This is a genomic window from Luteimonas sp. MC1782 (genome assembly GCF_014164605.1).
GTDB lineage: Bacteria > Pseudomonadota > Gammaproteobacteria > Xanthomonadales > Xanthomonadaceae > Luteimonas.
Genome location: NZ_JACJFT010000002.1, coordinates 307,206 through 332,946, shown reverse-complemented (window position 1 = coordinate 332,946; position 25,741 = coordinate 307,206). Strand labels below are relative to the sequence as shown.

The window sequence follows — 25,741 nt, the reverse complement described above, 5'->3', positions numbered from 1 at the left end:
CCGGCGCAGCCACCGCCACCGCGTGCGCCCCGGGCAGCAGGGTCGACACCACGGTGTCGAAGGTGACCGCCGGCAACGCGTCGGCCGCGGCCTCGGTGCCGTCGGCCGGTTCGGGCATGGTGCCCAGCAGCCAGGCGTCGAAGATCTTGCGCGCGATCGGCGCCGCGGTGGTGCCGCCGTAGCCGCCATGCTCGACCACAACGGCCACCGCGATCGTGGGCGCTTCGGCCGGCGCGTAACCCACGAACAGCGCCTGGTGGCGCAGGTGGTAGGGCAGGCTGCGCGGATCCATGCGCGCGGTGCCCTTGCGGCTGATCTTCTGCGCGGTACCGGTCTTGCCGGCCATGCGGTATTCGGCGCCGCGGGCCATGGCGGTCGCGGTGCCGCGACCATGGATGGTGTTGACCATGCCTTCCTGCACCGCGCGCAGGTGGGCCGGGTTGTCGGTGATCCCCGGCGCCGGCAGCCGCGGCAACGGCGTCCACGGCGCGTCATAGGCCAGGCGGCGCTCGGACACCAGGCGCAGCGGATGCAGGGTGCCGCCGTTTGCGATCGCGGCGGTGCCGCGCGCAAGCTGCAGCGCGGTGGCGACCCAGTAGCCCTGGCCGATGCCGGCGATCACGGTTTCGCCCGGATACCAGGGCTCGCTGGTGCGCGACGCCTTCCATTCCGGTGACGGCACGATGCCGCTGGTCTCGCCGGTCAGGTCGATGCCGGTGGGCTGGCCGAAACCATAGCGCGCCATGTACGTGGCAAAGCGCGCGATGCCCATGTCGTAGGCGAGCTTGTAGTAGTAGTAGTTGATCGAGCGCGAGATCGAATCGCGCAGGTCCACCCAGCCGCCGCCGGCCCCGGCGTCGCGATAGCCGCGGCTCTGCCCGGGAATGAAGAACTCGCCGGTGGAGAACACCTTGCTGTCGGGCGTGCGCACGCCGCTGTCCACGCCGGCAAGGGCGACGAACGGCTTGATGGTCGACCCCGGCGGCCCGCCGCCGAGCACGTTGCGGTTGAACAGCGGCCGCGCCGGATCGTCCATCAGGCGCCGGTAGTCGGCGCTGGCGATGCCGTTGACGAACAGGTTGGGGTCGTAGCTCGGCAGGCTGACCATGGCCAGCACCTGCCCGGTGGCGGGGTCCACGGCGACCGCCGAGCCGTGCAACCCGCCGAAGGCCAGCGCCATCGCGCGCTGCAGTTCCACATCCACCGACAGCCGCAGGTCGGCGCCCGCCGACGCCGGCAGCATGCCGACCCGGCCCAGCGCGCGGCCCTCGACATTGGTTTCCACCTGTTCGTAGCCGACCACGCCGCGCAGCGCCTCGTCGTAGTAGCGCTCCAGGCCGGTGCGCCCGGTGTGGGTGAACACCGCATGCGCCTCGCCGAACTTCACGATGTCGCTCTCGTCGGTGCGGCCGACGTAGCCGACGATGTGCGCCAGCAGGTCGCCCTGCGGGTACCGACGGTTGAGGTAGGGCACCAGCTCGACACCCGGGAACCGCCAGCGCTCGACCGCGAAACGCGCCGCCTCCTCGTCGCTGATGCGCAGCTTCAGCGTGATCGCGCGGAAGGACCGGGTGGTGCGGCGCTCCGCCTCGAAGCGCGCGAGGTCCTGCGGTGACAGCTCCACCACTTTCGACAGCGCGGCAAGCAGCGCCTCGGGATCACCGGCGTCCTCCGGGGTCACGTCGAGGCGGTAGGCCGGCACGTTGTCGGCGATGATCCGCCCGGCACGGTCGTAGATCAGCCCGCGCCCGGGCACCACCGGCCGCGGCTTGATGCGGTTGGCCTGCGAACGCTTGGCGTAAACGTCGTGGTCGAGCACCTGCAGCTTGAAATACCAGCCCGCCAGCCCCCCCAGCGCCAGCACCACCACGACGAATCCGACCAGTGCACGGCTGCGGAACAGCCGCGCCTCGGCCTGCGGATTGCGCAGGCGCGTCCGCGCCCGGCCGCCGATCATCGCCGCACGCCGCGGCCGATGCGCAGCGCGTCCAGCAGCAGGAACAGCGGCGCCCACAGCAGCATGCCGAGCAGCGGCGCCCACCAGTAGGCCAGCGGCAACAGCGGCTCGCCGAGCGCGAGATGCAGCACGGTGCTGATGACGCGGTCATTGAGCAGCAGTCCACCGATCGCCAGCGCCTGCTGCGGCATCGGGAAGAAGCGCAGCTGGGTGCGGAAGCGCTGCAGGATGAACGCCATCACCACCAGCCGCAGCGACTGCTCGCCGAGCAGGCCGCCGAACGCCAGGTCGGCCACCACGCCCACGCAGAACGCGAAGCCGAGGCCGACCCTGTCGTTGTCCTCGATCACCCCGTAGGCGACCACCAGCGCCAGCCAGTACGGGCGGAACGGCTGCAGCAGCTCCGGCATGGGCAACAGGCCCAGCAGCAGCGCCAGCAGCACGGCGACCGGCAGCACCCAGCTGCGGCCGCGGGTCATGGCGTGGCCCCCGGCGCGGGCGGCGCATCCGATGCGGCAGGTGCGGCCGGCGGCGGCGCGCGGCCCGGCGCGCGGTCGCGCAGCAGCAGCACGTCGCGGCCACGGTCGAGCTGCGCGGCCGCGTGCACGTCGCCGACCAGGAACGCGCGGCTGTCGTCGGGCCGCAGGGCGGCGATCGTGCCCACCGGGAAACCGGGCGGGAAACGGCCACCCAGGCCGGAGGTGATGAGCACGTCGCCGGCGCGGACGTCGCTCGACAGCGGCACGTTGCGCAGCTCCAGCCGGTCGCTGCGGCCGGTGCCATAGACGATCAGGCGCACGCCGGTGCGCGCCACGGCCACCGGCACGGCGTGGTCGGGATCGGTCAACAACAGGATCACCGCCGTGGTCGGGGTGGCCTCGATCACCTGCCCCACCAGGCCGCCGGCGTCGATCACGCTCTGCCCGCGGTGCACGCCCAGGCCGGTGCCGGCATTGAGCATCAGCCGCTGGCGCGTGGGGTCGAGGTCGACATCCAGGATCGGTGCCAACTGCACGTCCAGCCCGCCGCGTTCGGCCGCGCCGAGCAGGCCGCGCAGGCGGGCGTTTTCTTCCGCCTCGACCTGCAGCCGCGCCTGGCGCGCGGCGCCGACCAGCAGCTCATTGCGCAGGCGGCGGTTCTCCTCGGCCAGGCGCGTGCGCGTGGCGGCGTCGTCGCGCACGCTTTCGCCAAGCCGCGACGGCAGCCCGGCCAGCCACCACACCGGCTGCATCGCCACGCTGGCGTGCGACCTGGCCTGGGCCAGCCAGTCGCCGCGATGGTCGAACACCAGCAGGGTGATGGACAGCGCGAGGTACGCCAGCAGCCTCAGCGTGCCGGCGACGTCACTGGAGCGCGGGGCGGCGGGGCCGGCGTAGGAGGACACTGTCTGGGCCGTGGACGGTCAGGTCACTCCGACGCGAAGAACTCGTTCCCGTGCATGTCCAGCAGCTCCAGCGCGCGGCCACCGCCGCGGGCCACGCAGGTCAGCGGATCCTCGGCGACCTGCACGTGCAGCCCGGTCTCCTCGCTGATCAGGCGGTCGATGTCGCGCAGCAGCGCGCCACCGCCGGTGAGCACGATGCCGCGCTCGGCGACATCGGCGCAGAGCTCCGGCGGGGTGAGTTCGAGTGCCTGGCGCACCGCGCTGACGATGCCGGCCAGCGGCTCGCGCAACGCGTCCAGCACTTCGGCCGAGCTGATCTTGATCATCTTCGGCACGCCTTCGGCCAAATGGCGGCCGGAAACCTCGATCTCGATCACCGGGTCCTGCGGGTAGGCGCAGCCGGCCTCGAGCTTGATGCGCTCGGCGGTGGATTCGCCGATCAGCATGCCGTGGTTGCGGCGCACGTAGTTGATGATCGACTCGTCGAAGCGGTCGCCGCCGATGCGCACCGACTGCGAGTAGACGATGCCGTTGAGCGCGATCACCGCAACCTCGGTGGTGCCGCCGCCGATGTCGACGACCATCGAGCCGCGCGCCTCGGTGACCGGCATGCCGGCGCCGATGGCGGCCGCCATGGGCTCCTCGATCAGCGAGACATCGCGGGCGCCGGCTTCGAGCGCCGAATCCTTGATGGCGCGCTTCTCCACCTGGGTGGAGCCGGCCGGCACGCAGATCAGCACGCGCGGGCTGGGGCGCAGGAAGCGCGACTTGTGCACCTTGCGGATGAAGTGCTTGAGCATCTCTTCGGTGTAGGTGAAGTCGGCGATCACGCCGTCCTTCATCGGCCGGTGCGTGGTGATGTTGCCGGGCGTGCGGCCCAGCATCTGCTTGGCCTCGCTGCCGACGGCCGCGACCGCCTTCTGGCCGCCGGAGCGGTCCTGGCGCACGGCCACCACCGAGGGTTCGTTGAGCACGATTCCCTGGCCGCGGACGAAAATGAGTGTGTTGGCCGTGCCCAGGTCGATGGACAGGTCGTTGGAAAACATGCCGCGGAACTTCTTGAACATCGGGGGCGGACGTCCGTCAGGAGGCAGGGGAACAGGGGGGATTTCCCGTGAAAACGGGATCAGCAAGCGTAACCGCGGCCCCAGTCCCGGGCAAGGAGAACCGCTGCCCGCGATGCGCCGTGCTTGGCCGCGCACGACCGCAGCGGCTAACCTGTGCGGCCAGCCGGCCCGACAGGGGCGGCAGTGGCATGCCCGGCGGCCCTGCCGGTCGCGGACCCCCATCACAAAACCAACCGGCGTAGCCGCCGGCAACAGCCCCTGGAGCACCTTCCCGATGCCTGCCCTGATCTGCGGTTCCCTGGCCTACGACACCATCATGGTGTTCCCCGACCAGTTCAAGAACCACATCCTGCCGGACAAGGTGCACATCCTGAACGTCTCGTTCCTGGTGCCGCGGATGCGCCGCGAGTTCGGCGGCTGCGCCGGCAACATCGCCTACAACCTCAAGCTGCTGGGCGGCGACCCGATCCCGATGGCCACCGTCGGCCAGGATTTCGGCCCCTATCGCGAGTACTTCGCCGATCTCGGCATCCCGTTGGGCCATGTCAAGGAAATCCCGGAGCTGTTCACGCCGCAGGCGTTCATCACCACCGACCTCGACAACAACCAGATCACCGCCTTCCACCCGGGCGCGATGATGCGTTCGTACGAGAACCACGTGCGCGACGTGCCCGGCGTGACCATCGGCATCGTCAGCCCCGACGGCTACGAAGGCATGATCCAGAACTCGAAGGAATTCGCCGAGGCCGGCATTCCCTTCATCTTCGACCCCGGCCAGGCCATGCCGTTGTTCAACGGCGAGGAGCTGCGCGCCTTCATCGAGCAGGCCGACTACGTCACGGTCAACGACTACGAGTCGAACCTGCTGCAGGAACGCACCGGCTGGGACGAGGCGACCATCGCCGGCAAGGTCAAGGCCTATATCACCACGCGCGGCCCCAAGGGCGTGGTGATCTACGCCGATGGCAAGACCTACGACGTGCCGCCCGCGCACGAGACCCGCGTCACCGACCCGACCGGCTGCGGCGACGCGTTCCGCGCGGGCCTGCTGTTCGGCATCGAGAAGGGCTACGGCTGGGAAACCATCGGCCGCATCGGCAACCTGATGGGCGCGCTGAAGGTGGAGCACCCCGGCACGCAGAACCAGCGCTTCGACTACGACGAGTTCGCCGCGCAGTTCACCCAGCAGTTCGGCTACGCCCTCTAGGCATGCCCATCCGTCTGGCGGGATGCCTGGTCGCCGCGGCCGCCCTGCTGGCGGATGCAACGTGGTTGCCGGCGCGCGGCGCGGGCCCCGAATCGCGTTACCTGGAACTGGCGGCGGACCGCATCGTCGCCGGCCGTTCCGGCCCGCTGCTGGAGGCGACAGTCCACGTGCCCCGCGCCGGCTGGCTGTACCTGCAGTCGGACGGCGTGTACGCGCCGCTCGATGCCGCACAGGCCAACGCCTACATCACCGTCAATGGCAAGCCGGTGTCCAACGACAGCATCATCGACTGGCGCGGCTCCCGGGCGCCCAACCGGCATGCGTTCAACGCGATCGGGGCGGTGCGCGTCCCGGCCGGGAAGGTGCGTGTCGCGCTGCATGCGCGCACCGTCGATGGCCGGGCCACGGTCATGGCGGGCGCGAACCTCTCGATCGTGACCACCGCGGCCACCCACGTGGCCGCCGCCCGCCTGCCCGGGGCCTCGCCGTGGCTCGCGTTCGATACCCGCGACACACCGGAGGGCACGCCCATCCCGGAGCGCGGCCGGCGCGCGCTGCTGACGGCGGCGGCGCGCAATGCCGCCGGACCCGTGGTGGCGATGGCCTCCGGGCACAGCTACGTGTCGGACTCCCCGGGCGATGCGATGTGGGGGATCTTCCTCAACGGCCGTGAATCACCGCTGGACACGGCGACCTGGTCGATCAACGACCTGTTCGCGCTCGGCGCAGAAGTGCAGGCCCCGATGTTCGCGCAGGCGCTGTACCCGTCGCCGCCGGCTGACAGCACGGTGCAGCTGGTCGCCAGCGAGTCGCCGTATTACCGGCCGCTGATGGCGAGCACCAACGCCGCCCGCTACCGGGTGGGTGCCGGCACGCGGCTCATCACCCTGGCCGGGGGCATGCGCGTGACCGGACGCGGGCTGGCACCCGCGCACGACTACGCGGCCAAGGGCCAGCACCGCCGCTACGCCTACGTCTGCGTCGGGACCAACGGCTTCCGCCCGGAGAAGTGCCCGCCGGCCGGCGGCGACGTGGTGCTGGGCCGGGGGCGCGCCTGCATCCCGCCGGGCCACAGCGGCGTGGTGCTGTTCTCCGCCAAGAGCCGGATCCAGGGTGACGAGGCGGATCCGGGTGGCACGGTCTCGCTGCGCATCCGCATCAACGGCCAGGACGTGGGTGCCGCCAGCGAACAGACGCTTGGGCCGCGTCCGCACTCGGTGAGCACGCGCACCATCGGGGCGAGCTACCTGGCGGCCGGCAAGCGCGCGCTGGCGCCGGGTTGCCATGACGTGGAGGCCGTGGCACGTGCCACCGGCGACTTCCGCAACATCTCGCTCAACGCCGACCTGCCGCTGCTCTGGTTCGACTGACGCCGGCTACTTCCAGCCGGCCAGCCTGGCGCGGTCCAGCCCGCCCACCTCGAACACCGCGGTACGCGTGCCGCCGGCCTTGACCGGATACTCCACCGACAGCGCCTTCGCGCCGTCGAGCATCCGCCAAAGCGCGCGTTCGTCGTCGATGAACATGGCGATCGCCTCGTCGGTGTCGGGGCGGTTGGCGGCCATGCGCACCGGCGCGGCGCTGTCCACGGTGACGGCGACGCGGCAGGCGCCGTAGCAGTCGAAGTCGCCGGCTTCCATGACCAGGTAGCTGCTGCGTCCCCACGACGGATGGTCGCGGAAGATCAGGCGCACCGGCTTTGCGCCGCTGCCGTCGCTGTCGACGCGGTCACGGGTGTAGATCGCGGCCGACAGCTGGGTGCCGCCGGTGACCGGCTCGACGTTGTAGGTCCACAGGCCGGCGAGGCGCTTGTCCTCGCGGATCGCCTCGGCGCGCGCCCCGGCCTGCTCGTGCAGCGGTGCGATGCGCGCGGCGGCAGCGGTATCGGGATGGCGCGCGAGGATCAGGTCGCCGTGGGCCTTGGCCAGCGGCCAGTTCTCCGCCGCGAAGGCGGCATCGAACTCGACCGCCGCCTTGTCGGCGGCCGCCTCGCCGGCCTGTGCCTGCGCGGCCGCCTGCGCCTCGGCCTGCGCCGTCGGGTCCTGGCAGGCGGTCAGCACCAGCAGCGCGCCACCCACCGCCGCCGCCAGCACCACGGGACGCGCCGTGTGGCGGAACGCACTGGCGCGGGCTGACATGCGCTTCACGCCCGCCTCAACGCTTCGCCGGCGCCGGACGCGTCGGATCGCCATCGGCGACCGGCATCGCGGGACGCTCGGGCTCGGGTGCCACGACCGTCGCATCGATCGCGGGCGCAGCCGGCGCCATCCCGCTACTTGCCACGGGCTTGGCCTCGGCGATCACCTTCTCCACCGACGCGGTGGTGATCGGGTGGTAGCCCGGACGCGCCCTGGCGAACACATCCTTCGCCAGCGCCAGCCCGCCTTCGGTGGCGACCAGCGCCTCGTAGGTGGGCATGATCAGTTTGCGGCGGCCGATCTTCTGCAGGAACGCCGCGATCGCCGGGTTCGCCTGTACATATCCGCTGCGCACCGCCAGCGGATACCAGCGCATCGCGATCTCGCCGTTCGGCGTGCCGGTGAACGCATACGAGGTATCCAGCTGCGACAGCTGCACGGTGGTCAGCGTCTCCGGCATGCCCTCCAGGAAGTGCACCCACTCCTGGGTCACCCACGCATCGGTGATCACCGGCGGCGGCAGCTGCGCGCTGCCCAGCCAGCCCAGGCGCGCGGTGTCGACCACGCCGAAGCGGCGCGACAGCACCTTGGGCGCGCCGGCCGGGATGCCCGGCTCGTACAGCCAGGTGTCGAACTCGGCCATGGTCACCTTGCCGGGATACTTCTCGAGCAGGTGGGTGCGCGCGTAGTCGACGAAGGTCGCGGTGGAAATGCTCTGGAACGCGAAATGGTCGAAGTAGCCGCGCAGGAACACGTCGAATTCGGCACGGCCGAAGCGCTCCTCGAGGAACTGCAGGAACCACGCGCCCTTGTCGTAGGACACGCCGCTGAGGCCTTCGTCGGGGTCCTTCATCACGCCCGGGCGCACCGCCAGCGCCTGCAGCTCGGGCGGCATGTCCTTGATCTCCGTGGCCAGCGCGTTGCGCGCGATCACGTACTCCATGTCGGACAGCTCCTTGCCGTACAGCGCCTCCACGATGCGGTTCTCGACGTAGCTGGTGAAGCCTTCGTTGAGCCAGCCATCCTTGGCGCTGGAGTTGGTGACCAGGTTGCCGGACCAGCTGTGCGCCAGCTCGTGCGCGATCAAGGACACCAGCGACTTGTCGCCCACGACCACCGTTGGCGTGATGAACGACAGGCGCGGGTTTTCCATGCCGCCGAACGGGAACGACGGCGGCAGCAGCAGCAGGTCGTAGCGCTCCCAGCGATACGGCCCGTACAGCGCCTCGGTGGTGGCGATCATCTTCTCGGTGTCGGCGAACTCGGCCACCGCGCCGTCCACGGCGGCGGGCTCGGCCCACACGCCCGAGCGCGCCGAGATCGGCTTGAACACCAGGTCGCCGGCGGCGATCGCCATCAGGTACGAGGGGATCTTCTGCGGCATGCGGAAGCTGTACGACCCGTCGCGCGCGGCGGCCGGATCGTTGTCGGCGCTCATCAGCACCATCACCTCGGCCGGGGCGGTGACCTCGGCGCTGTAGGTGTAGCGCACGCGCGGCGTGTCCTGCAGCGGCACCCAGGAGCGGGCGTGGATCGCCTGCGACTGGCTGAACATGAACGGCGTGGCCTTGCCCTGGGTCATCGCCGCATCCAGCCACTGCAGCCCGGAGGCCTCGGGCGAGGTGCGGTAGCTGACGCGGATGCGCGCGTTGCGCTCCGGCGCGGCGATCGTCAGCTTGCTGCCGAGCAGCGCGTCGCGCGCGGCCAGGGTGTGCTGCAGCGGCTGCCAGGCGCCGCCCTCGGCCTCGCCTTCCACGCGCTCGATGGCCAGGTCGCGGGTGTCCAGCACCAGCTCCTTGGCTTCGGGGTCGCGCCAGTCCAGCGTGTAGGTGGCGGTGCCGGCCAGGGTGCGGCTACCGAAGTCGATCGCCAGGGCCAGCGCGAGGTCGTCGATGGCGACCTTGTCGGGCTCGGCGTAGGAATGCTCGTCGTAGTCGCCGCTGGTGGCGGCCGCGGCAGGCGGCGGCGTGGCGGCGGCGGGCGGCGGCGTGGGTTCACGCTTGCAGGCGACAACGGCGGCAAGCGCCAGTGCCGCGAGCGCGGCCAGGCGGAGGGTACGGCTGAGGGTCATGGGACGGGGGTCCGCGAATTGGAACAGGCGCCGATTCTATCCCGACTGCCGCCATCGCCCCCGTGGCCGGTGGTTCAGGCCTTGTAGCCGTCGTGGATGGCGACGATGCCACCGGTCAGGTTGCGGTAGCCGCAGCGCGCGAAGCCGGCCGCCTCCATCATCGACTTCAGCGCCTCCTGCGGCGGGTGCTTGCGGATCGACTCGGCGAGGTAGCGGTAGCTGTCGGCGTCCTGCGCGAACAGCCGGCCCAGCCGCGGCAGCACCTTGAACGAGTGGAAGTCGTAGATCGGCTTGAACCAGTCCATGGTGACCTCCGAGAACTCCAGCACCCGCGCCTGGCCGCCGACCTTGAGCACGCGCAGCATCTCGGAGAGCGCCGCGTCCTTGTCGGTCACGTTGCGCAGGCCGAAGGCGATGGTCACCAGGTCGAAGCTCGCATCGGGGAACGGCAGCGCCTGCGCATTGCACTGCACGTACTCGAAGCCGCGCACGTTGCCGCGGTCGACCATGCGGTCGCGGCCGACGCGCAGCATGCTGCCGTTGATGTCGCCGAGCACCAGTTCGCCCGATTCACCGACGCGGTCGCGCAGCAGCGCCGCGATGTCACCGGTGCCGCCGGCCAGGTCCAGCACGCGCGCGCCGCGGCCGACCTGCGCGGTGGCCACGAAGTAGCGCTTCCAGACCCGGTGGATGCCCATCGACATCAGGTCGTTCATCAGGTCGTAGTTGCCGGCCACCGACGAGAACACCTCGCCCACCAGCTTCTGCTTGTCGGCCACCGGCACGTCGCGGAAGCCGAAGTGGGTGGTGCCGGGGCGCTCGTCGTGTTCGTTCATGCGGCGATTATCGCACCGTGGCCGCGGGGCCGGCGCGACGCGATCCGTGGCAGGATCGCAGGCCGCCGCATCCCGGAGCCCGCCATGATCACCACCCCCGACTACCGCCCCCTGCTCGACACCGCCATCGCCGAAGCCCGCCAGGGCCTGGCGGAGGGCGGCATCCCGATCGGCGCGGCGCTGTACCACCAGGACGGCCGGATGCTCGGCTGCGGCCACAACCGCCGCGTGCAGGAAGGCGATCCGTCGATCCACGGCGAGACCGACGCCTTCCGCAAGGCGGGCCGCCAGCGCAGCTACCGCGACACGATCATGGTCACCACGCTGGCGCCCTGCTGGTACTGCAGCGGCCTGGTGCGGCAGTTCAACATCGGCACGGTGGTGGTCGGCGAGGCGGTGAATTTCGCCGGTGGCGTGGACTGGCTGCGCGAAACGGGCACCGAGGTGGTGGTGCTGGATGATCCGCGCTGCATCACCATGATGGGCGAGTGGATCGACGCCAATCCGGGACTGTGGAACGAGGATATCGGCGAGGAGTGAGCCACGCCCACCGCGCAGCGCACTACACCGTGCAGGGATCTTCCCACGGCGGGTCCCGGTGCTCCGCGCGCAGGCTGGCGCGCGTCGGCAGCACGCCGTCGAGCGCGACGCTCATGTTCTGCTGGGCCGTGGCCTGCGCGACGGGTGCGCCACGGGTGTAGATGGTGAGCGCGAACGGCGGGCGACCGGGCGCGTTGACCACGTAGACCGCGTTCACTTCCCCGGCGCCGAAGTGGTAGCAGCCCAGCGGCTCAAGCTTCGCCCCGCGCGCGGCCAGTGCGCCGGGCAGGTCGTAAGGCGGGTCGGCGCCGACTTCGCTCCAGCCCAGCGCGAGCGATTTAGGCGCGCTGGCGGTACCGCCAACCCAGGCGTCCAGCGCGCCGAGGCGGCCGGTGGCCGCGGTGGCCGTCGCCCCGGAGACCGGCGCGCCCGCGCGCCAGCGCGCAGCCGGCACGCGCGCGCGGAGATCGGCCAGCATGAGCCGCTCGCCGGCGCGCGACGGCACCGCGGCCAACAGCACGTCCGCCAGTGGCCCGGCGGCCTCGATCTTGTCCCACAGGTCGCCGCAGGCGCTGTCGATGTCCGCGGCGGCCTTCTTCGGATTGTCCCGGCGCTCGCCGGCGCGGCAGCGCTCGAGATGGGCGGTGCGTGCATTCGCCGCCACCGGAACTGGCGTGGCCGCCGGACCGGAGGCCGTGCCCTGCGCCGCTGCGCCGCGGCTGCCGGTGGGCACTTCGTCGAAGCGTGCCTGCGCGGCGTTCCAGCGCAACTCGGCCGCGCACTGGTTGGCTGCGCCACTGCCGCCCCCGCAGGCCTCGCCACGGCGCGCGATCTGAAGCCTGGCCGGGCTACCGGCGAGCACGCGGTACGCCAGCAGGTGATCGGCGAACACCAGCTGCGCACTGGCCGTGCCGGTGCCGGTATAGAGCTCCACGCGCGCCAGTCCGTTCTCGCGGAACAGCGCCGGCGCGCCGTCGCAGGGCACGTTGCCTTCCGACACCACGAAATCGGTGTGGCCGTCGCCGTTGAAGTCGGCGGGGATGACGAAGCGCCCCTGCCCGCTCATGTCGCCCAGGCGGCCGCCGGCACGCGCGCAGGCCGCAACTACCTCGTTGATCCGCGTCTTGACCACATCGGGGACCACGGCCGGAGCCGCGTCCACGGGTGCCGCGCACGCGGCGGCGAGGAGCGCTGCGAGAAGCAGGAAGGCGGGTGGTTCCCGGTGCATGGCGATGGCCTCGGCGTTGCCGCACGGGGGGCGGCCCTGCCAAGGCGCAACGCCGGCCGCAGCCACCCGCGGCCACTGCGGCGGCGATCCGGGCTGTTCCCGGGGCTCCACGTCGCGCGGTGGCCGACCGGATCTGCCGCGTCAGCGCGGCTCGATGGTGAACCCGCCGAAGGCCACGCCCAGGTCCCAGCCCTCGCCGGTGCCGGCCAGCGCCAGCGATACCTCGCCCTTGGTCATCGCCTGCGCCTTGCTGGACTTGACCGCGCCCGCGTGCGCCTCGGCGGCGACGTAGGTGCCGAGCACCTCGCGGATGTTGTTCACGCCCGAGAACTCGCCGCGGCCGCCGCGGATCTCGGACTTGCCGATGGTCAGGCCGCCGCCCTTGGCGCTGATGCGCACGGCCATGGCCTGGCCGTTGTCGCAGCTCACCCGGCCCGTACCCGACGCCGTCTTGTAGAACACCGACCAGCCGGACATGTCGAAATCGAGGCGACAGGAGACGCCGCGCGCGGATGCCGGCGCCGCGGCGAGCAGCAGGGCCATCGCGACGGCGGCGGCGGCGATCATCGGAGACCTGGACATGGGCATGCCCCTCCTCAAAGGATGTAGCGGCTCAGGTCCTGGTCCTGCACCAGCTCGCCAAGCTGCGCGTCGACGTAGGCGCGGTCGATCACCACGCGGTCGCTGCGGTCGGGCGCCTCGAAGCTCAGCGAATCGAGCAGGCGCTCGAGCACGGTGTGCAGGCGACGCGCGCCGATGTTCTCCTGGCGCTCGTTGACCTGCGCCGCAATCTCGGCGAGGCGGTCGACGGCATCGGGTGCGAACTCCAGGTTGACGCCCTCGGTCTTCAGCAGCTCGACGTACTGCCGCGTCAGCGAGGCCTTGGGCTCGGTGAGGATGCGCACGAAGTCATCCTTGGTCAGCGCCGACAGCTCGACGCGGATCGGGAAGCGGCCCTGCATCTCCGGGATCAGGTCGCTGGGCTTGGCGAGGTGGAACGCGCCGGAGGCGATGAACAGGATGTGGTCGGTCTTCACCGAGCCGTACTTGGTGCTGACCGTCGAGCCTTCGACCAGCGGCAGCAGGTCGCGCTGCACGCCTTCGCGGCTGACATCGGCGCCCATGCCCTCGCTGCGCTTGGCGACCTTGTCGATCTCGTCGATGAACACGATGCCGTGCTGCTCGCAGGCCTCGATCGCGGCCTCGCGCACCTCGTCCTCGTTGACCAGGCGGCCTGCCTCTTCCTCGACCAGCTGCGGGCGCGCGGCGCGGATGCTCACGCTGCGCTTCTGGGTCTTGCCGCCGCCGAGGCTGGAGAACATCTGCCGCAGCTGCTGGCCCATCTCCTCCATGCCGGGCGGGGTCATGATGTCGACGCCGACATTGGCACTCAGCTCGATCTCGATCTGGCGGTCGTCGAGCTCGCCCGAACGCAGCTGGCGGCGCAGCTTCTGCCGCGTTTCGGACTCCACGCGCGACGGCTCGGCGCCGATGTCGACGGTGGTCGAGGGCTGCGCGCCCGGATTGAATCCAAAGCCCGCGGCCGGCGTTTCGCGCCGCGGCAGCAGCGCATCGAGGATGCGGTCCTCGGCGCGCTCCTCGGCCTGGGTGCGCACCTTCTGCTTGGCCTGCTCGCGGTACAGCTTGACCGCGGTGTCGGCGAGGTCGCGGATGATCTGCTCGACGTCCTTGCCGACATAGCCGACCTCGGTGAAGCGCGTGGCTTCGACCTTCACGAACGGCGCATTGGCGAGCGTCGCCAGGCGACGCGCGATCTCGGTCTTTCCGACGCCGGTGGGGCCAATCATCAGGATGTTCTTGGGCATCACTTCGTTGCGCAGTTCGTCATCAAGCTGCGCGCGGCGCCAGCGGTTGCGCAGCGCGATCGCGACGGCGCGCTTGGCGTCCTGCTGGCCGATGATGTGGCGATCGAGTTCCTGCACGATCTCGCGCGGGGTCATCGAGGCGTGCGAATTGTCCACTTTCATGCGCATGTTCAAAGCTCCTCGACCACCACGTTGCGGTTGGTGTAGATGCAGATGTCGCCGGCGATGTTGAGCGCCTCGATGGCGACCGATTTTGCATCGAGCGCGGTGTGCGCGAGCAGCGCGCGCGCGGCGGACAGCGCGTAGGGGCCGCCGGAGCCGATCGCGACCAGCCCGTCCTCGGGTTCGATGACGTCGCCGGTGCCGCTGATGATCAGCGAGGTGTCCTTGTCGGCCACCGCGAGCAGCGCCTCGAGCTTCCCGAAACGGCGCTCGGTGCGCCAGTCCTTGGCGAGCTCGACGGCGGCGCGGGTCAGCTGGCCGTGCTTCTCGAGCTTGGATTCGAACAGTTCGAACAGGGTGAACGCATCGGCGGCGGCGCCGGCAAAGCCTGCGAGGATCTGGCCGTCACGGCCGAGGCGGCGCACCTTGCGCGCATTGGACTTCATCACCGTGTGGCCAAGCGTGACCTGGCCGTCGCCGGCGATCGCAACGCGGCCGTCGCGGCGCACCGACACGATGGTGGTGGCGTGGAAGACATTGGGGTTCTGGCTGGGGTCCATGCGGCCTCCGGGTCTGAACCTCCCAGATGGGGCCGTGATGCCCCGCATCAACCTCCAGGGGCACCCAGCTTCAAGAACCGCGCGGCGTTGTCGTGGAAGATCGCGCGCTTCTGCGCCGGCGTGAGGAACGCCGCGCTGTCCACGCCCTCCACCGCCAGGGTGATCGCTTCCGGCCACACCATCTGGTCGGAGCCGAACATGAGCCGCTCGCCGAGCCCCGCGGTCACCAGCGCCTGCAGGTAATCGTGGAACTCCTGGCGCGGGATGATCCAGTTGATCACCGACACATCGGCGTGCAGCTGCGGGTAGACGTACATCAGCGCCTTGGTTTCCTGCAGGTAGGGCCAGCCGGCGTGCATCAGCCACACGCGCAGCTTCGGATGGCGCTTGAGCATCGGCTCCAGCAGCTTGGGGTTGCCGAGCTCCACGCTGAACTCCGGGCAGCAGCCATACGGCGTGCCGGGCGGGCCCAGGCCGGTGTGGATGCCGACCGGGACATCGAACTCCTCGGCCAGCGCCAGGTAAGGCTCGAACCAGGCGTCGCCGGCATCAAGCCCGTGGTACTGCGCGCCGATCTCGCCCAGCACCTGCAGTTCGCCGCTGGCAAACGCCTTGCGCAGCACCTCCGGCGGCGGCAGCCGCGTGCGGCCATCATCCATGAACGCGCCGGCGCGGATCGCATCGCCGCCGGCCTGGCGCATGCTGGCCATGTACGCATCCGGCCCGCTGACCAGGCCGAGCACAATGCCGTGGCGGCGCATGCGCTCCAGCGTGAGGCGCTCGCGGTCGGCATCGGTCGCGGCCGTCGTCGCCTCGCCGGTGGCGGGGTTCGGCGCGCCGGGCGCAGCCGGGCCGACGTGGAGGTGCACGTCGATGATCGGGCCTTCGTAAGACTGCGCGGCCGCGGGCGCGGCGATGAGCAGCAGGAACACGAGCAACGTCAGGCGCATGGCGGGATTCCCGGTGGGCATCCATGCGTACTACGCGGGGTGGCGGGCGCAACGGCCAGCGGACCGGCGCGCCGCCTACTCCTTGGCGCGCCGTTTCGCGCGCGGGTGCGCGGCGTCGTAGACCTTGGCCAGGTGCTGGAAGTCCAGGTGGGTGTAGATCTGCGTGGTGGCGATGTCGGCGTGGCCGAGCAGCTCCTGCACGCCGCGCAGGTCGCCCGAGGACTCCAGCATGTGGCTGGCGAACGAATGCCGCAGCAGGTGCGGATGCACGCGCTTGAACAGGCCCTGGCGCTGCGCCAGCAGGCGCAGGCGCAACTGCACGGCGCGCGCGCTGATCGGACCACCGCCACGGCCGGGAAACACCGGTGCATCGGCCGCGGCACCGGTGTCGGCGCGCCAGGCGGCCAGTGCACGGCAGGCATGCGAGCCGACCGGCACGCTGCGCTGCTTGTTGCCCTTGCCGGTGACGGTGACCAGGCCGTCGGCAAGGTCCAGCTCGCGCCAGCGCAGGTTGCGCAGCTCGGCCAGGCGCAGGCCGGAGGAATAGAACAGCTCCAGCAACGCGCGGTCGCGCAATCCGAGCGGCGCGTCGGTGGGCACTTCGACCAGCGCCACGGCTTCGTCGGCATCCAGCACCTGCGGCAGCTTGCGTGACGCCTTGGGCGCGCGCACGCCGGTGGCCGGATTGGCCGCGATGCGGCCGTGCTTCAGCTGCCACTGATAGAAGCTGCGGCAGCCGGACAGGCGCCGCTGCAGGCTCTTCGGCGACAGGCCGCGGCGATGCTCGTCGGCAACGAACGCGCGCAGCTGCAGCGACTGCAGTTCCAGCAGTCCGGAGCCGCCCTGCCCCTCCGCCCAGTGCGCCAGCGCCTGCAGGTCGCGGCGGTAGGCATCGAGCGTGTGCGCCGACGCGCGGCGCTCCACTTCAAGATGCGCCAGGAAGTCGTCGATCGCCGGATGCGGTCCTGCGGCCACCGCACTCCCCGCATCCACCCCAGCCATGCCTTCTTTCTCCCTCGGCGTCTTCGCGGCTTCGCGAGACTAATCGCGCTGGCGCAGCAGCGCCGCCGCGAAGGCCTCGCCCATCATCCGCAGGAACAGCGTGCCCATGCCGGGATAGAAGCGGTTGGCGTCGCTGCTGCCCACCGCCACCAGGCCCACGCCCTCGACCGGCAGCAGCGCGGTGGACGCCACGTCGTCGGAACGCGAGGCGTACAGCACGGCCTGCTTGTCGGGGTGCAGGCGGCCGCAGAGCGGTTCGCCATCGCGCAGGCAGTCGGCGAACGGCTGCAGCACGCGGTCGTCGCGCGCGATCACCTGCAGCCATTCTTCGTCGCCCAGCGCGGCCACCGGCGCGAACAGCACCACGCGCACCAGGTCGCCGTTGAAGTCCTCGGCCAGGGTGGCCACCATCGCGCGCACCACGCCTGCCGGGTCCTGCTGGCGCATCAGCGCCAGGGTCAGCTGGTGGGTGCGCACGGCGAGCCGCTCGTTTTCCTGCGACACCGCGTACAGGTCCTGCAGGCGGCGCGAGAGCTCGCGGTTCTTGTCGCGCAGCACTTCGAGCTGGTAGCTGGCCAGCGATGCCGCCGGGCCGTCCTCGCGCGGCACCACCAGGCTGCCTGCCAGGTCCGGGAACTGCTGCAGGAACTTCGGGTGGCGCCGCAGCCAGGCCGCGACCTCGTGTGCGCCGATCTTCTCGCCGGTCTCGCTCATGCGTTGAATCTTCCTTCGTAGACGAACGTGGCCGGACCCGCCATGCGGATGCCGCCGTCCAGGCCATGGTAAATGCGCAGCTCGCCGCCGGGCAGCGCAACGGTCACGCCACGCGCGCCATCCACGCGGCCGCGCCGCGACAGCACCGCGACCGCGGCGCAGGCGCCGCTGCCGCAGGCCAGCGTTTCGCCGACGCCGCGCTCGAACACGCGCAGGCGGATGCGGTCCGCGGCCAGCACCTGGGCAAAGCCGACGTTGGCCGAATCCGGAAACGCCGCGTGGCGCTGCAGCGCCGGGCCGAGCGTCGCCACCGGCGCGGCGTCGACATCGTCGACCTCGAGCACGGCGTGCGGGTTGCCCATCGAGACCGCGCCGAAGCGCAACGCGGTGCCTTCGAACCCGAGTTCGTACGCATCGGCAGCGGCGGCGAAGCCGGCCAGCGGCACCGCCGCGGGGGTGAAGTCCGGCGCGCCCATTTCAATCTCGACCAGTCCGTCGCCGAGCATGCGCACGTGGTGGCGCCCGACCGGGCTGTCGAGCATGAAGGCGTCGCCGGCGGCGCCGGCGCGGACCAGCCAGGCGGCGATGCAGCGCGCGCCATTGCCGCACTGCTGCGACGGCGAACCGTCGGCGTTCCAGATGGCGTAGGAGGCGACCGCGCCCGCGTCGCGCGCGCTGGCGATGGTCAGGATCTGGTCGCAGCCGACGCCGCGGTGGCGGTCGGCGAGCAGCCGGCACAGCGCGGCATCGGGCGGGGCCGCGCCGCCGCGCAGGTCGAGCACCACGAAATCGTTGCCCGCGCCGTGCATCTTGCTGAAGCGCAGCGGCGCCGCGGCGGGGATGGCCGCGACCGGCACGACCTCAGCCGTCGCCGTCGCCGTCGCCGTCGTCGCCGTCGTCGACGGCGGGCGGCTCTTCGCCATCCACCGGCACGTCGACCGGAACGGTTACCGGCTCGGTCGGCAGCGGCGGATCGAGCTCGTCGACGGGACGCGGGTCGGCTTCGGCACCGGCATCGATCGCCGCCGCGGACGGCGCGGGCTCGGCCCCGGGCGGCGGCGGCGGGATCAGCGACCCCTTGTTGCCGCAGGCGGACAGCAGCAGCGTGGACAGCAGGGTGGCGGCGAGCAAGGGGCGAATGTTCATGCGCGCAGTCTAGCGCCGGGCCGTGGCCATGACGACCGGCCGGCGGGCCGGCGTATTACCGGGCCGGCGGCTCGGGCCGGCGCCACAGCCATGCGGCCACCAGCGCCATGCACGCGATCGGCAGTGCCACCGCCCACCAGCGCGCATAGCCGGTGAGCCAGGCCAGGGCGAGCAGCAACAGCGCACTGGCGAGCATCGCGCCGCTTGCCATCCACTTCGAGTGCCGGGTCACCGCACCGTGCTCATGCCAGTCGCGGATCATCGGCCCGAAGCGCGCATGCGCCAGCAGCCAGCGGTGCAGGCGCGCCGAGCCCTGCGCCGCCGCCCAGGCCGACAGCAGGATGAAGGGCACCGTGGGCAGCCCCGGCACCACGATCCCCACCAGGCCAAGGCCCAGCGCCACGTAGGCGAGCAGCCACCAGGCCCAGCGGAAGCGCACGCGTCGGTCGGACCTGCCAGGCATGGCGGCATCATGCCGCGCGTGGCGGGCGACGGGCGCCCTGCCGCGCGCGGAGCGGCTCAAGGCGTCGCTGCGGCGCCGCCGTCCACGTCGAGCTGGTCGAGCATGAACGCGTACATCTCGGCCAGTTCGCGGTAACGGCGGAAGCGCCCGGACTTGCCGCCGTGGCCGGCGTCCATGTTGGTGCGGAACAGCACCGTCGCATCCGACGTGTCCAGGTCACGCAGGCGGGCGACGTACTTCGCCGGCTCCCAGTACTGCACCTGCGAATCCCACAGGCCGGTGCCGATGAACATCGCCGGATAGGCCTTGGCCTCGAGGTTGTCGTACGGCGAGTAGCGGACCATGTAGTCGTAGTCGGCCTTGCGCTCCGGGTTGCCCCACTCGTCGTATTCGTTGGTGGTCAGCGGGATGGTCGGGTCGAGCATGGTGGTGACCACGTCCACGAACGGCACCTGCGACAGGATCAGCCGGTACCTGTCCGGTGCCATGTTCGCGATCGCGCCCACCAGCAGGCCACCGGCGCTGCCGCCATACGCCGCCACGCGGTCCTTCGCCGCCCAGCCCTCGGCCACCAGGTGGTCGGTGACGTCGATGAAGTCGGTGAAGGTGTTGATCTTGTTGCCGAGCTTGCCGTCGTCGTACCACTTGCGGCCCATCTCCTGGCCACCGCGGATGTGGGCGATGGCGTACACCATGCCGCGGTCGAGCAGGCTGGTGGTGGTCAGGCTGTAGCCCGGGTCCATCGACATGCCGTAGCTGCCGTACGCGTACTGCAGCAGCGGCGCGCTGCCGTCCTTCCTGAAACCCTTGCGATAGACCAGGGACACCGGGATGCGGCTGCCGTCGCGGGCGGTGGCCCAGCTGCGCTCGGTGGCGTATTTCGCCGGGTCGTAGCCGATCACCGGCTGCTGCTTGAGCAGGCGGCGCTCGCCGCTGAGCACGTTGAGCTCGTAGGTGGTGGCCGGCGTGGTCAGCGAGGTGTAGCCGTAGCGCAGCCACGGCGTGCCGGGTTCGGCGTTGATGGACAGACCCATCGAGTACGCCGGCTCGTCGGCGGCCACGTACTCGTCGCCACCGGCCTTCAGCACGCGCACGCGCTCGAGCGCGTTGGAGCGCTCGGCGATCGCGGTGAAACCGTCGAACAGCTCGTAATCCTCGAGCAGCACGTCGTCGCGGTGCGCGATCCACTCCTTCCACTCCGCGCGCGACGTGGCGCCGGTGGGCGCGGTGGCGAGGCGGTAGTTCGGCGCCTTGTTGCCTTCGGCGTCCGGCGCGTTGGTGAGGATCACCCAGCGGCCGTCGAAGTGGTCCGCGTCGTACTCCACGTCTCGCTCGCGCGGCGCCAGCACGGTGAACGCGCCAGGAGCGGCGGCAGGCGTGCAGCGCAGCTCGCTGGCTACCGTGCTCTCCACGCCGATGCAGATGAAGCGGTCGTCGCGCGTGCGCGACAGCCCCATGTAGAAGCTGTCGTCCTTCTCTTCGTAGACCAGCACGTCGTCGGCCACCGGCGTGCCCAGCACGTGCTTCTTCACGCGCACGGTGAGCAGGGTTTCCGGGTCGTTCTCGACGTAGAAGAGCGTGCGGTTGTCATCGGCCCAGACCATGTCCGCCGACAGCCCGGGAATCGACTCGGGATAGTCCGTGCCGGTCTCCAGGTCGCGGAAGCGGATCGTGTACTGGCGGCGGCCGACCGCATCGTCCGCCCACGCGAGGATGCGGTTGTCCGGGCTCACCTCGTACACGCCGACGCTGAAGTAGTCCTTGCCGGCGGCCATGGTGTTGACGTCGAGCAGCACCTGCTCGGCGGCGAAATCGCCGGCGTCATTGAGCTGCATGACGTCGGCGGCGCCGAGGCCGTCGGCATCCCTGCGCCGCGCGTGCACCGGATAGTCCTTGCCGGTCTCGTAGCGCTGGTAATACCACCAGCCGCGCTCGCGGAACGGCACGCTGGCGTCGTCCTGCTTGATGCGGGCGACGAACTCATCGTAGAGCGCGTCCTCGACCGGCTTCAGCGGCGCCATCACCTGGTCGACGTAGGCGTTCTCGGCCTCGAGGTAGGCCAGCATGGCCTTGTCTTCGCGGCTGTCGTCGCGCAGCCAGTAGTACTCGTCGACCCGCACCGCGCCGTGCGGTGCGCGCACCTCGTGCTGGCGCTTCTCGACGTCGGGCGGCGTGGGCGCCGCGGCGTGGGTGGTGGTGGTCATGAGCAACAGGCCTGCGAGTGCGATGGGTTTCATGGGGTGGCGTGCTTGCCGAGCTGCTGCCAGAGGAAGGTCAGGTACAGCGCGTCCATGTGCGCCGCCTGCCGATTGTTGGCAGCGCCGCCGTGGCCGCCCTCGATGTTCTCGTAATAGCGCACGTCCTTGCCGGCTGCCGACATCAACGCGTGCATCTTGCGCGCGTGGCCCGGATGCACGCGGTCGTCGCGCGTGGAGGTGAGGATCAGCGTCGGCGGGTAGTCCTTCGCCGCATCGAACAGATGGTAGGGCGAGAACTTCTGGATGAACGCCCACTCGTCCGCGATGTCCGGATTGCCGTACTCGGCCATCCACGATGCGCCCGCCAACAGCTTGTGATAGCGCTGCATGTCCAGCAGCGGCACCTGGATGACCACCGCGCCGAACAGCTCCGGGTACTGCGTCAGCATGTTGCCGGTGAGCAGCCCGCCGTTGCTGCCGCCGCGGATGCCGAGGTGCGCCGGGGAGGTGATCTTGCGCGTGATCATGTCCTGCGCGACGGCGGCGAAGTCCTCGTAGGCCTTGTGGCGGTTGGCCTTGAGCGCCGCCTGGTGCCAGCGCGGGCCGTATTCGCCGCCGCCACGGATGTTGGCGACCGCGTAGGTGCCGCCCTTTTCCAGCCAGCCCTTGCCCACGCTGCCGGAGTAGCCCGGGGTCAGCGAGATCTCGAAGCCGCCGTAGCCGTACAGCAGCGTCGGGTTGCCGCCGTCGAGCGCCATGCCCTTCGGGTGCACGAGGAAGTACGGGACCCTGGTGCCGTCCTTCGATGTGGCGAAGTGTTGCGTGATTTCATGCGTCGAGGCATCGAAGAACACGGGCATGCTCTTCAGCACTTCCGGCTGTCCACCCACCTCGACCAGCGACAGCGTGCTCGGCGTCAGGTAGTCGGTGACCGTCATCCACAGCGCGTCGGAATCCTCGTCGTCCACCGCCGTGACCGCCACCGTGCCGAACTCCGGCGCGCCGGCGAACTCGCGGCGCGTCCAGCCGTCGGCGCCCGGGGTCAGCACGCTGAGCCGGTTCTTGACATGGTCGAGGACGTTCAGCACCAGGTGGTTGCGGGTGAAGGTGGCACCGGCCAGCGAGGTGGTGTCGGTGGGCTCGAACAGCACGTGGAACTCGCGCTTGCCCGCCATGTAGTCGTCAAACTTCGCCGCCAGCAGCGAGCCGGCCCTGTAGGACTTGCCGGCGACGTCCCAGGGCTCGCGCAGCTCGAGCGTCAGCCACTCGCGGTGCGCACCCTTCTTGGCCGAATTGGGCGCGTCGACCTTGGCCAGCGAACCGTCGGCGTTCCGCAGGTACAGCTCGTCGTTGTAGAAGGCCAGGGTGCGGCTGACGAAATCACGCGTGAAGCCGGGCGTGTGGTCGCGCATGGCCGCGATGTACATGTCGTCGGGCTTGCCCTCGTACACCACCGTGGCCGACGCCACCGGCGTGCCGCGGGTCCACTGCTTGACGATGCGCGGATAGCCCGAGCTGGTCAGCGAACCGTCGCCGAAATCGGTGTAGACATACACCGTGTCGCGGTCGATCCACTGCAGGCCTCCCTTGGCTTCTTCGCGGAAGAACCCGCCGTCCACCCACTGGCGCGTGGACAGGTCGAACTCGCGGGTGACGTCGGCATCGGCGCCGCCGCGCGACAGCGCGACCAGGCAGCGCTCGTAGGCGGGCTTCAGGCAGTCGGCACCGTGCCAGACCCAGTTCTCGCCCTCGGCCTTGTTCAGGGCGTCGAGATCGAGGACCGTCTCCCACTTCGGCTGCGGCTTGCGGTATTCGTCGAGCGTGGTGCGGCGCCAGAGGCCGCGCTCGTGCTGCTTGTCCTTCCAGAAATTGTAGTACCACGCGCCCTGCTTGTAGACGCCGGGGATCTTGTCGTCGGAGTCGTAGATGCCCAGCAGCTCCGCCTCGAGCGACTTGAACCCGGGCGTGGCGGCGAGCTCGGCTTCGGCCACGGCGTTCTGCGTGCGGACCCAGGCGAGCTGTTTCTCACCCTCCACGTCCTCCAGCCACTGGTGCGGATCGACCACTTCGGACTCCTTTGGCTGGGCGAGTGCGCCGAACGCGGTGGCCGCCAGTGCGGCAAACAGGCAGGCGTGGGACAGCTTGGGCATACGGCAACTCCAGCAGTGCGGACGTGGCCGGCCACGCTAGCACAGCGTCCACGGCCTGGCGGCGGCCGGACGTCCTGGCCCGGCGCGCCGCTGCCAGCGCCAGCCAGGCGCAGGCGGGCAGGCCCGGCAGCCACAGCGCGAGCCAGCCGAACGTGGTGCTGCCGGCGCGCGCCTGCGGGAGCGACAACAGCGCCACCACGGCCACGAACACCAGGCCGAGCAGCGCGCGGGACAGCCAGTCGCCGTCGGCGGCCGCGGCGGCACGGCGCGTGTGCCGCGCTGAACTGTGACAATCAACGGTCATGGCAATCCTCCACAATGGACGCGCAGCTTCGACCGCGGCCATCTCAGGGACTGCGACCGGCGTTGACACCGCGTTCGCCACGCCTGGTCGATGCTGCGCCGACTTCATGGACCACACGATGACCGCCAAACCGAATCACCGCCCCGCCCTCCGGATGTTCCACCTGCTCGCCGCGTCCGCGCTGGGGCTGCTGCTGGCGGCGTGCGGTGCAACCCGCGGCCCGGCCGTGGCCGAGCACGCGGAGACGGTCCCGGCACAGGCGCTGGATGCGCTGATGGGCAACTGGCATGTGGCGGCGCGCGTGCCATGGTTCGGGGAGCGTGGCCGTGTGGCGCACCGGGTCCGTTTCACGGCCGATGGCGACGGGCACGTGGCCGTGCACCGCACCTGGCGCAAGGGCTTCGCCGAACCCGAAGAGAGCGACGACATGACCGCGCGCCGCAGCGGCCACAGTGACCTGGTGTGGAGCGTCCGCCTGTTCGGCGTGGTGCCCGGCAAGTTGCGCATCCTCGAAGTCGCCGAGGACGGCAGCTGGATGCTGATGGATGCGCAGGGGCGCGACATCGCCTGGATCCTCACTCGCGCGCAGGTGGTCGAGGACGCCGCCTACCTCGAGCTCGAGAAGCGCATCGGCCGCCACGGCATCAACACCGACAAGCTGCGGCGTGTGCCGCAGGTGCCGGCACAGGAAGGCAAGCTGGGCTTCGAGCCCGCCGCTGCGCCGACCTCCCGGCGTTGACGCACCGCGGCCCGCGGGTCCGCGCTCAGCCTTCGTAGTTCGCCAGTGCCAGCGCCAGCAGGGTGCGCGCCTGCTCGCGCAGCGACGGTGGCTCGATGATCTCCGCGTCGCTGCCGTAGTGCAGCACGTCCATCAGCAGCTCGCGCGGCGCGCTGTAGGGCACCTTGAGCTCGTAGCGGCCGTCGGCGAGGTGCCGCCCCTGCTGCTGCGAGTGCCAGTGTTCGTCGGCCACCCAGCGCGCGGCCTTGGCGCTGAACATGATGGTGGCCACGCCCTTGGGCGCCCCGGAGAAGATGCCGTAGCTGCCGCCGAGGTGGCGGTCGAGCTCGGCCTCGTCGACATCCGTCGCCACCGCCTCCAGCGCCTTTGCATGCACGACGCGGTCCACGGAAAAACTGCGCAGGGCCTCGCGCTCGTGGTCCCAGGCGTCGAGGTACCAGTTGTCGCGGTAATGCGTGATGCGCTGCGGCGACACCGTGCGCCGGGTCTTCTCGCCGGTCGAGCGCGCACGATATTCGAAGGCCAGCTGCCGGCGCTCCAGCACCGCCGAACACACCACGCGGAACGCGTGTTCGTCGAGGCGCCGGGTGCGGTGCGGGATGACGCGCACGCGCTCCATCGGCAGGCGCTTGCCGCTGGCATGCTGGCTCAGCAGCTTGTCGATGCGCGACTGCAGGGGCGCCAGCGCCGACGACAGCACGCCGCCGCCACTGCGCGACAGCAGCTGCTGCGCGGCCAGCAGCGCGTGCAGCTCGTCGGAGTTCAGCCACAGCCCGGGCAGTTCGAAGCGGTCGCTGTCCTCGGCCGCATAGCGGAACCCGGCATCGCCGTCGCCGGTGACCGGTGCCATCAGTGCGTCGCGCAGGAAGGCCAGGTCGCGGTAGGCGGTGGCGCGCGAGCATCCAAGCTCGTCCTGCATCCGCGCCACCGTCACCGGATAGCGCGCCGACTTCAGGATGCGGTGCAGCGAGAGGATGCGTTCGTAGCGGTCCATGCAGGGGCCCTTGTCGACGATGGCCGGCACCGCCGGCTGCCCGGCTATTCTGCCTCGTCGCGCGCCGCCCCGACGACGCCAGCGCGATCACGGACACATGGGCAC

The 25,741-nt window shown here is 70.7% G+C and carries 23 protein-coding genes and 1 pseudogene; 4 read left to right on the top strand and 20 right to left on the bottom strand.

The genetic code is table 11. The annotated features are described in order from the left end of the window. Positions 1-112: 112 nt before the first annotated feature. The 4 genes and pseudogenes from mrdA to H5368_RS10925 form a co-directional block, all read right to left on the bottom strand. Positions 113-1,957: pseudogene (mrdA, locus tag H5368_RS10940) on the bottom strand (penicillin-binding protein 2); the annotation flags it as partial. Next, positions 1,954-2,436, bottom strand: a complete 483-nt coding sequence (mreD, locus tag H5368_RS10935) for a rod shape-determining protein MreD (protein ID WP_182824512.1) — start codon at positions 2,434-2,436, stop codon at positions 1,954-1,956. The gene mreD and the pseudogene mrdA, both read right to left, overlap by 4 nt. Beyond that, positions 2,433-3,341, bottom strand: a complete 909-nt coding sequence (mreC, locus tag H5368_RS10930; RefSeq protein WP_182824510.1) for a rod shape-determining protein MreC — start codon at positions 3,339-3,341, stop codon at positions 2,433-2,435. Before mreC ends, mreD begins: the two co-directional genes overlap by 4 nt. 23 nt (positions 3,342-3,364) lie before the next feature. Continuing rightward, positions 3,365-4,408 carry a rod shape-determining protein gene (locus tag H5368_RS10925; RefSeq protein ID WP_182824508.1) on the bottom strand — a complete coding sequence of 348 codons (1,044 nt, stop codon included), beginning with the start codon at positions 4,406-4,408 and terminating at the stop codon, positions 3,365-3,367. Positions 4,409-4,682: 274 nt separating this feature from the next. Between H5368_RS10925 and H5368_RS10920 the strand changes: the two genes are divergently transcribed. Together H5368_RS10920 and H5368_RS10915 are read left to right on the top strand one after the other, a co-directional pair. After that, entirely contained in the window at positions 4,683-5,615 is a 933-nt protein-coding gene (locus H5368_RS10920) for a carbohydrate kinase family protein (protein WP_182824505.1), read from the top strand. Between the two features lie 2 nt (positions 5,616-5,617). Then, positions 5,618-6,985, top strand: coding sequence for a hypothetical protein (locus tag H5368_RS10915; protein ID WP_182824503.1), 1,368 nt, complete (start codon positions 5,618-5,620; stop codon positions 6,983-6,985). 6 nt (positions 6,986-6,991) lie between these two features. On the opposite strand, the gene H5368_RS10910 is transcribed toward H5368_RS10915, so the two are convergent. The 3 genes from H5368_RS10910 to ubiE all read right to left on the bottom strand — a co-directional run bounded on the left by H5368_RS10910 (position 6,992) and on the right by ubiE (position 10,660). Continuing rightward, positions 6,992-7,753 (bottom strand): hypothetical protein, encoded by a 762-nt coding sequence (locus tag H5368_RS10910; RefSeq protein WP_182825266.1) that lies wholly within the window; start codon positions 7,751-7,753, stop codon positions 6,992-6,994. A 16-nt stretch (positions 7,754-7,769) separates the two neighbouring features. Further along, a complete protein-coding gene (locus tag H5368_RS10905; RefSeq protein WP_182824501.1) occupies positions 7,770-9,824 on the bottom strand; it encodes a M1 family metallopeptidase in 2,055 nt (684 codons plus the stop codon). A 74-nt stretch (positions 9,825-9,898) separates the two neighbouring features. Next, a complete protein-coding gene (ubiE, locus tag H5368_RS10900; protein ID WP_182824499.1) occupies positions 9,899-10,660 on the bottom strand; it encodes a bifunctional demethylmenaquinone methyltransferase/2-methoxy-6-polyprenyl-1,4-benzoquinol methylase UbiE in 762 nt (253 codons plus the stop codon). 84 nt (positions 10,661-10,744) lie between these two features. Between ubiE and H5368_RS10895 the strand changes: the two genes are divergently transcribed. Next, positions 10,745-11,200: a nucleoside deaminase gene (locus H5368_RS10895; protein ID WP_182824497.1), complete on the top strand. Its 456-nt coding sequence runs from the start codon at positions 10,745-10,747 to the stop codon at positions 11,198-11,200. A 22-nt stretch (positions 11,201-11,222) separates the two neighbouring features. On the opposite strand, the gene H5368_RS10890 is transcribed toward H5368_RS10895, so the two are convergent. The 12 genes from H5368_RS10890 to H5368_RS10835 all read right to left on the bottom strand — a co-directional run bounded on the left by H5368_RS10890 (position 11,223) and on the right by H5368_RS10835 (position 23,599). Continuing rightward, a complete protein-coding gene (locus tag H5368_RS10890) occupies positions 11,223-12,428 on the bottom strand; it encodes a VCBS repeat-containing protein (RefSeq protein ID WP_182824495.1) in 1,206 nt (401 codons plus the stop codon). A gap of 141 nt (positions 12,429-12,569) precedes the next feature. Beyond that, positions 12,570-13,010: a hypothetical protein gene (locus H5368_RS10885; RefSeq protein ID WP_182824493.1), complete on the bottom strand. Its 441-nt coding sequence runs from the start codon at positions 13,008-13,010 to the stop codon at positions 12,570-12,572. Between the two features lie 14 nt (positions 13,011-13,024). Continuing rightward, positions 13,025-14,416 carry an ATP-dependent protease ATPase subunit HslU gene (gene hslU, locus H5368_RS10880; RefSeq protein WP_223878080.1) on the bottom strand — a complete coding sequence of 464 codons (1,392 nt, stop codon included), beginning with the start codon at positions 14,414-14,416 and terminating at the stop codon, positions 13,025-13,027. 8 nt (positions 14,417-14,424) lie between these two features. Then, positions 14,425-14,976 (bottom strand): ATP-dependent protease subunit HslV, encoded by a 552-nt coding sequence (gene hslV, locus H5368_RS10875; protein ID WP_182824492.1) that lies wholly within the window; start codon positions 14,974-14,976, stop codon positions 14,425-14,427. Between the two features lie 47 nt (positions 14,977-15,023). Next, positions 15,024-15,926, bottom strand: a complete 903-nt coding sequence (locus tag H5368_RS10870) for an amidohydrolase family protein (RefSeq protein WP_182824490.1) — start codon at positions 15,924-15,926, stop codon at positions 15,024-15,026. Positions 15,927-16,001: 75 nt separating this feature from the next. Beyond that, positions 16,002-16,928: a tyrosine recombinase XerC gene (gene xerC / locus H5368_RS10865; protein WP_182824488.1), complete on the bottom strand. Its 927-nt coding sequence runs from the start codon at positions 16,926-16,928 to the stop codon at positions 16,002-16,004. Between the two features lie 39 nt (positions 16,929-16,967). Continuing rightward, positions 16,968-17,642 carry a DUF484 family protein gene (locus H5368_RS10860; protein WP_182824486.1) on the bottom strand — a complete coding sequence of 225 codons (675 nt, stop codon included), beginning with the start codon at positions 17,640-17,642 and terminating at the stop codon, positions 16,968-16,970. Continuing rightward, the gene (gene dapF, locus H5368_RS10855) at positions 17,639-18,451 is read right to left on the bottom strand and encodes a diaminopimelate epimerase (protein ID WP_223878081.1); all 813 of its coding nucleotides are present in this window, start codon (positions 18,449-18,451) and stop codon (positions 17,639-17,641) included. The genes H5368_RS10860 and dapF overlap by 4 nt, the downstream gene beginning before the upstream one ends. A 52-nt stretch (positions 18,452-18,503) precedes the next feature. Continuing rightward, positions 18,504-18,788, bottom strand: a complete 285-nt coding sequence (locus tag H5368_RS10850; protein ID WP_182824482.1) for a lipoprotein — start codon at positions 18,786-18,788, stop codon at positions 18,504-18,506. A gap of 55 nt (positions 18,789-18,843) precedes the next feature. Next, positions 18,844-19,251, bottom strand: coding sequence for a YbaN family protein (locus H5368_RS10845; protein WP_182824480.1), 408 nt, complete (start codon positions 19,249-19,251; stop codon positions 18,844-18,846). 56 nt (positions 19,252-19,307) lie between these two features. Further along, a complete protein-coding gene (locus H5368_RS10840; RefSeq protein ID WP_182824478.1) occupies positions 19,308-21,488 on the bottom strand; it encodes a S9 family peptidase in 2,181 nt (726 codons plus the stop codon). Next, on the bottom strand, positions 21,485-23,599 hold the full coding sequence (locus H5368_RS10835; protein WP_182824475.1) for a prolyl oligopeptidase family serine peptidase: 2,115 nt from the start codon (positions 23,597-23,599) through the stop codon (positions 21,485-21,487). Before H5368_RS10835 ends, H5368_RS10840 begins: the two co-directional genes overlap by 4 nt. A 422-nt stretch (positions 23,600-24,021) precedes the next feature. Here H5368_RS10835 and H5368_RS10830 point away from each other — a divergent pair, with 422 nt between their 5' ends. Beyond that, a complete protein-coding gene (locus H5368_RS10830) occupies positions 24,022-24,642 on the top strand; it encodes a lipocalin family protein (RefSeq protein WP_182824473.1) in 621 nt (206 codons plus the stop codon). A gap of 25 nt (positions 24,643-24,667) precedes the next feature. On the opposite strand, the gene H5368_RS10825 is transcribed toward H5368_RS10830, so the two are convergent. Next, positions 24,668-25,636: a YafY family protein gene (locus tag H5368_RS10825; RefSeq protein WP_182825262.1), complete on the bottom strand. Its 969-nt coding sequence runs from the start codon at positions 25,634-25,636 to the stop codon at positions 24,668-24,670. Positions 25,637-25,741: the final 105 nt, after the last annotated feature.

Coding starts and splice junctions, on each gene's coding strand:
- H5368_RS10860 (WP_182824486.1), bottom strand. CDS start 17,642: ATGAGCGAGACCGGCGAGAAGATCGGCGCACACGAGGTCGCGGCCTGG.
- H5368_RS10850 (WP_182824482.1), bottom strand. CDS start 18,788: ATGAACATTCGCCCCTTGCTCGCCGCCACCCTGCTGTCCACGCTGCTG.
- H5368_RS10895 (WP_182824497.1), top strand. CDS start 10,745: ATGATCACCACCCCCGACTACCGCCCCCTGCTCGACACCGCCATCGCC.
- H5368_RS10830 (WP_182824473.1), top strand. CDS start 24,022: ATGACCGCCAAACCGAATCACCGCCCCGCCCTCCGGATGTTCCACCTG.
- H5368_RS10925 (WP_182824508.1), bottom strand. CDS start 4,408: ATGTTCAAGAAGTTCCGCGGCATGTTTTCCAACGACCTGTCCATCGAC.
- H5368_RS10910 (WP_182825266.1), bottom strand. CDS start 7,753: ATGTCAGCCCGCGCCAGTGCGTTCCGCCACACGGCGCGTCCCGTGGTG.
- ubiE (WP_182824499.1), bottom strand. CDS start 10,660: ATGAACGAACACGACGAGCGCCCCGGCACCACCCACTTCGGCTTCCGC.
- mreD (WP_182824512.1), bottom strand. CDS start 2,436: ATGACCCGCGGCCGCAGCTGGGTGCTGCCGGTCGCCGTGCTGCTGGCG.
- H5368_RS10840 (WP_182824478.1), bottom strand. CDS start 21,488: ATGAAACCCATCGCACTCGCAGGCCTGTTGCTCATGACCACCACCACC.
- H5368_RS10890 (WP_182824495.1), bottom strand. CDS start 12,428: ATGCACCGGGAACCACCCGCCTTCCTGCTTCTCGCAGCGCTCCTCGCC.
- H5368_RS10920 (WP_182824505.1), top strand. CDS start 4,683: ATGCCTGCCCTGATCTGCGGTTCCCTGGCCTACGACACCATCATGGTG.
- H5368_RS10835 (WP_182824475.1), bottom strand. CDS start 23,599: ATGCCCAAGCTGTCCCACGCCTGCCTGTTTGCCGCACTGGCGGCCACC.
- H5368_RS10885 (WP_182824493.1), bottom strand. CDS start 13,010: ATGTCCAGGTCTCCGATGATCGCCGCCGCCGCCGTCGCGATGGCCCTG.
- H5368_RS10825 (WP_182825262.1), bottom strand. CDS start 25,636: ATGGACCGCTACGAACGCATCCTCTCGCTGCACCGCATCCTGAAGTCG.
- H5368_RS10845 (WP_182824480.1), bottom strand. CDS start 19,251: ATGCCTGGCAGGTCCGACCGACGCGTGCGCTTCCGCTGGGCCTGGTGG.
- hslU (WP_223878080.1), bottom strand. CDS start 14,416: ATGAAAGTGGACAATTCGCACGCCTCGATGACCCCGCGCGAGATCGTG.
- H5368_RS10915 (WP_182824503.1), top strand. CDS start 5,618: ATGCCCATCCGTCTGGCGGGATGCCTGGTCGCCGCGGCCGCCCTGCTG.
- hslV (WP_182824492.1), bottom strand. CDS start 14,976: ATGGACCCCAGCCAGAACCCCAATGTCTTCCACGCCACCACCATCGTG.
- xerC (WP_182824488.1), bottom strand. CDS start 16,928: ATGGCTGGGGTGGATGCGGGGAGTGCGGTGGCCGCAGGACCGCATCCG.
- dapF (WP_223878081.1), bottom strand. CDS start 18,451: ATGCACGGCGCGGGCAACGATTTCGTGGTGCTCGACCTGCGCGGCGGC.
- H5368_RS10870 (WP_182824490.1), bottom strand. CDS start 15,926: ATGCGCCTGACGTTGCTCGTGTTCCTGCTGCTCATCGCCGCGCCCGCG.
- H5368_RS10905 (WP_182824501.1), bottom strand. CDS start 9,824: ATGACCCTCAGCCGTACCCTCCGCCTGGCCGCGCTCGCGGCACTGGCG.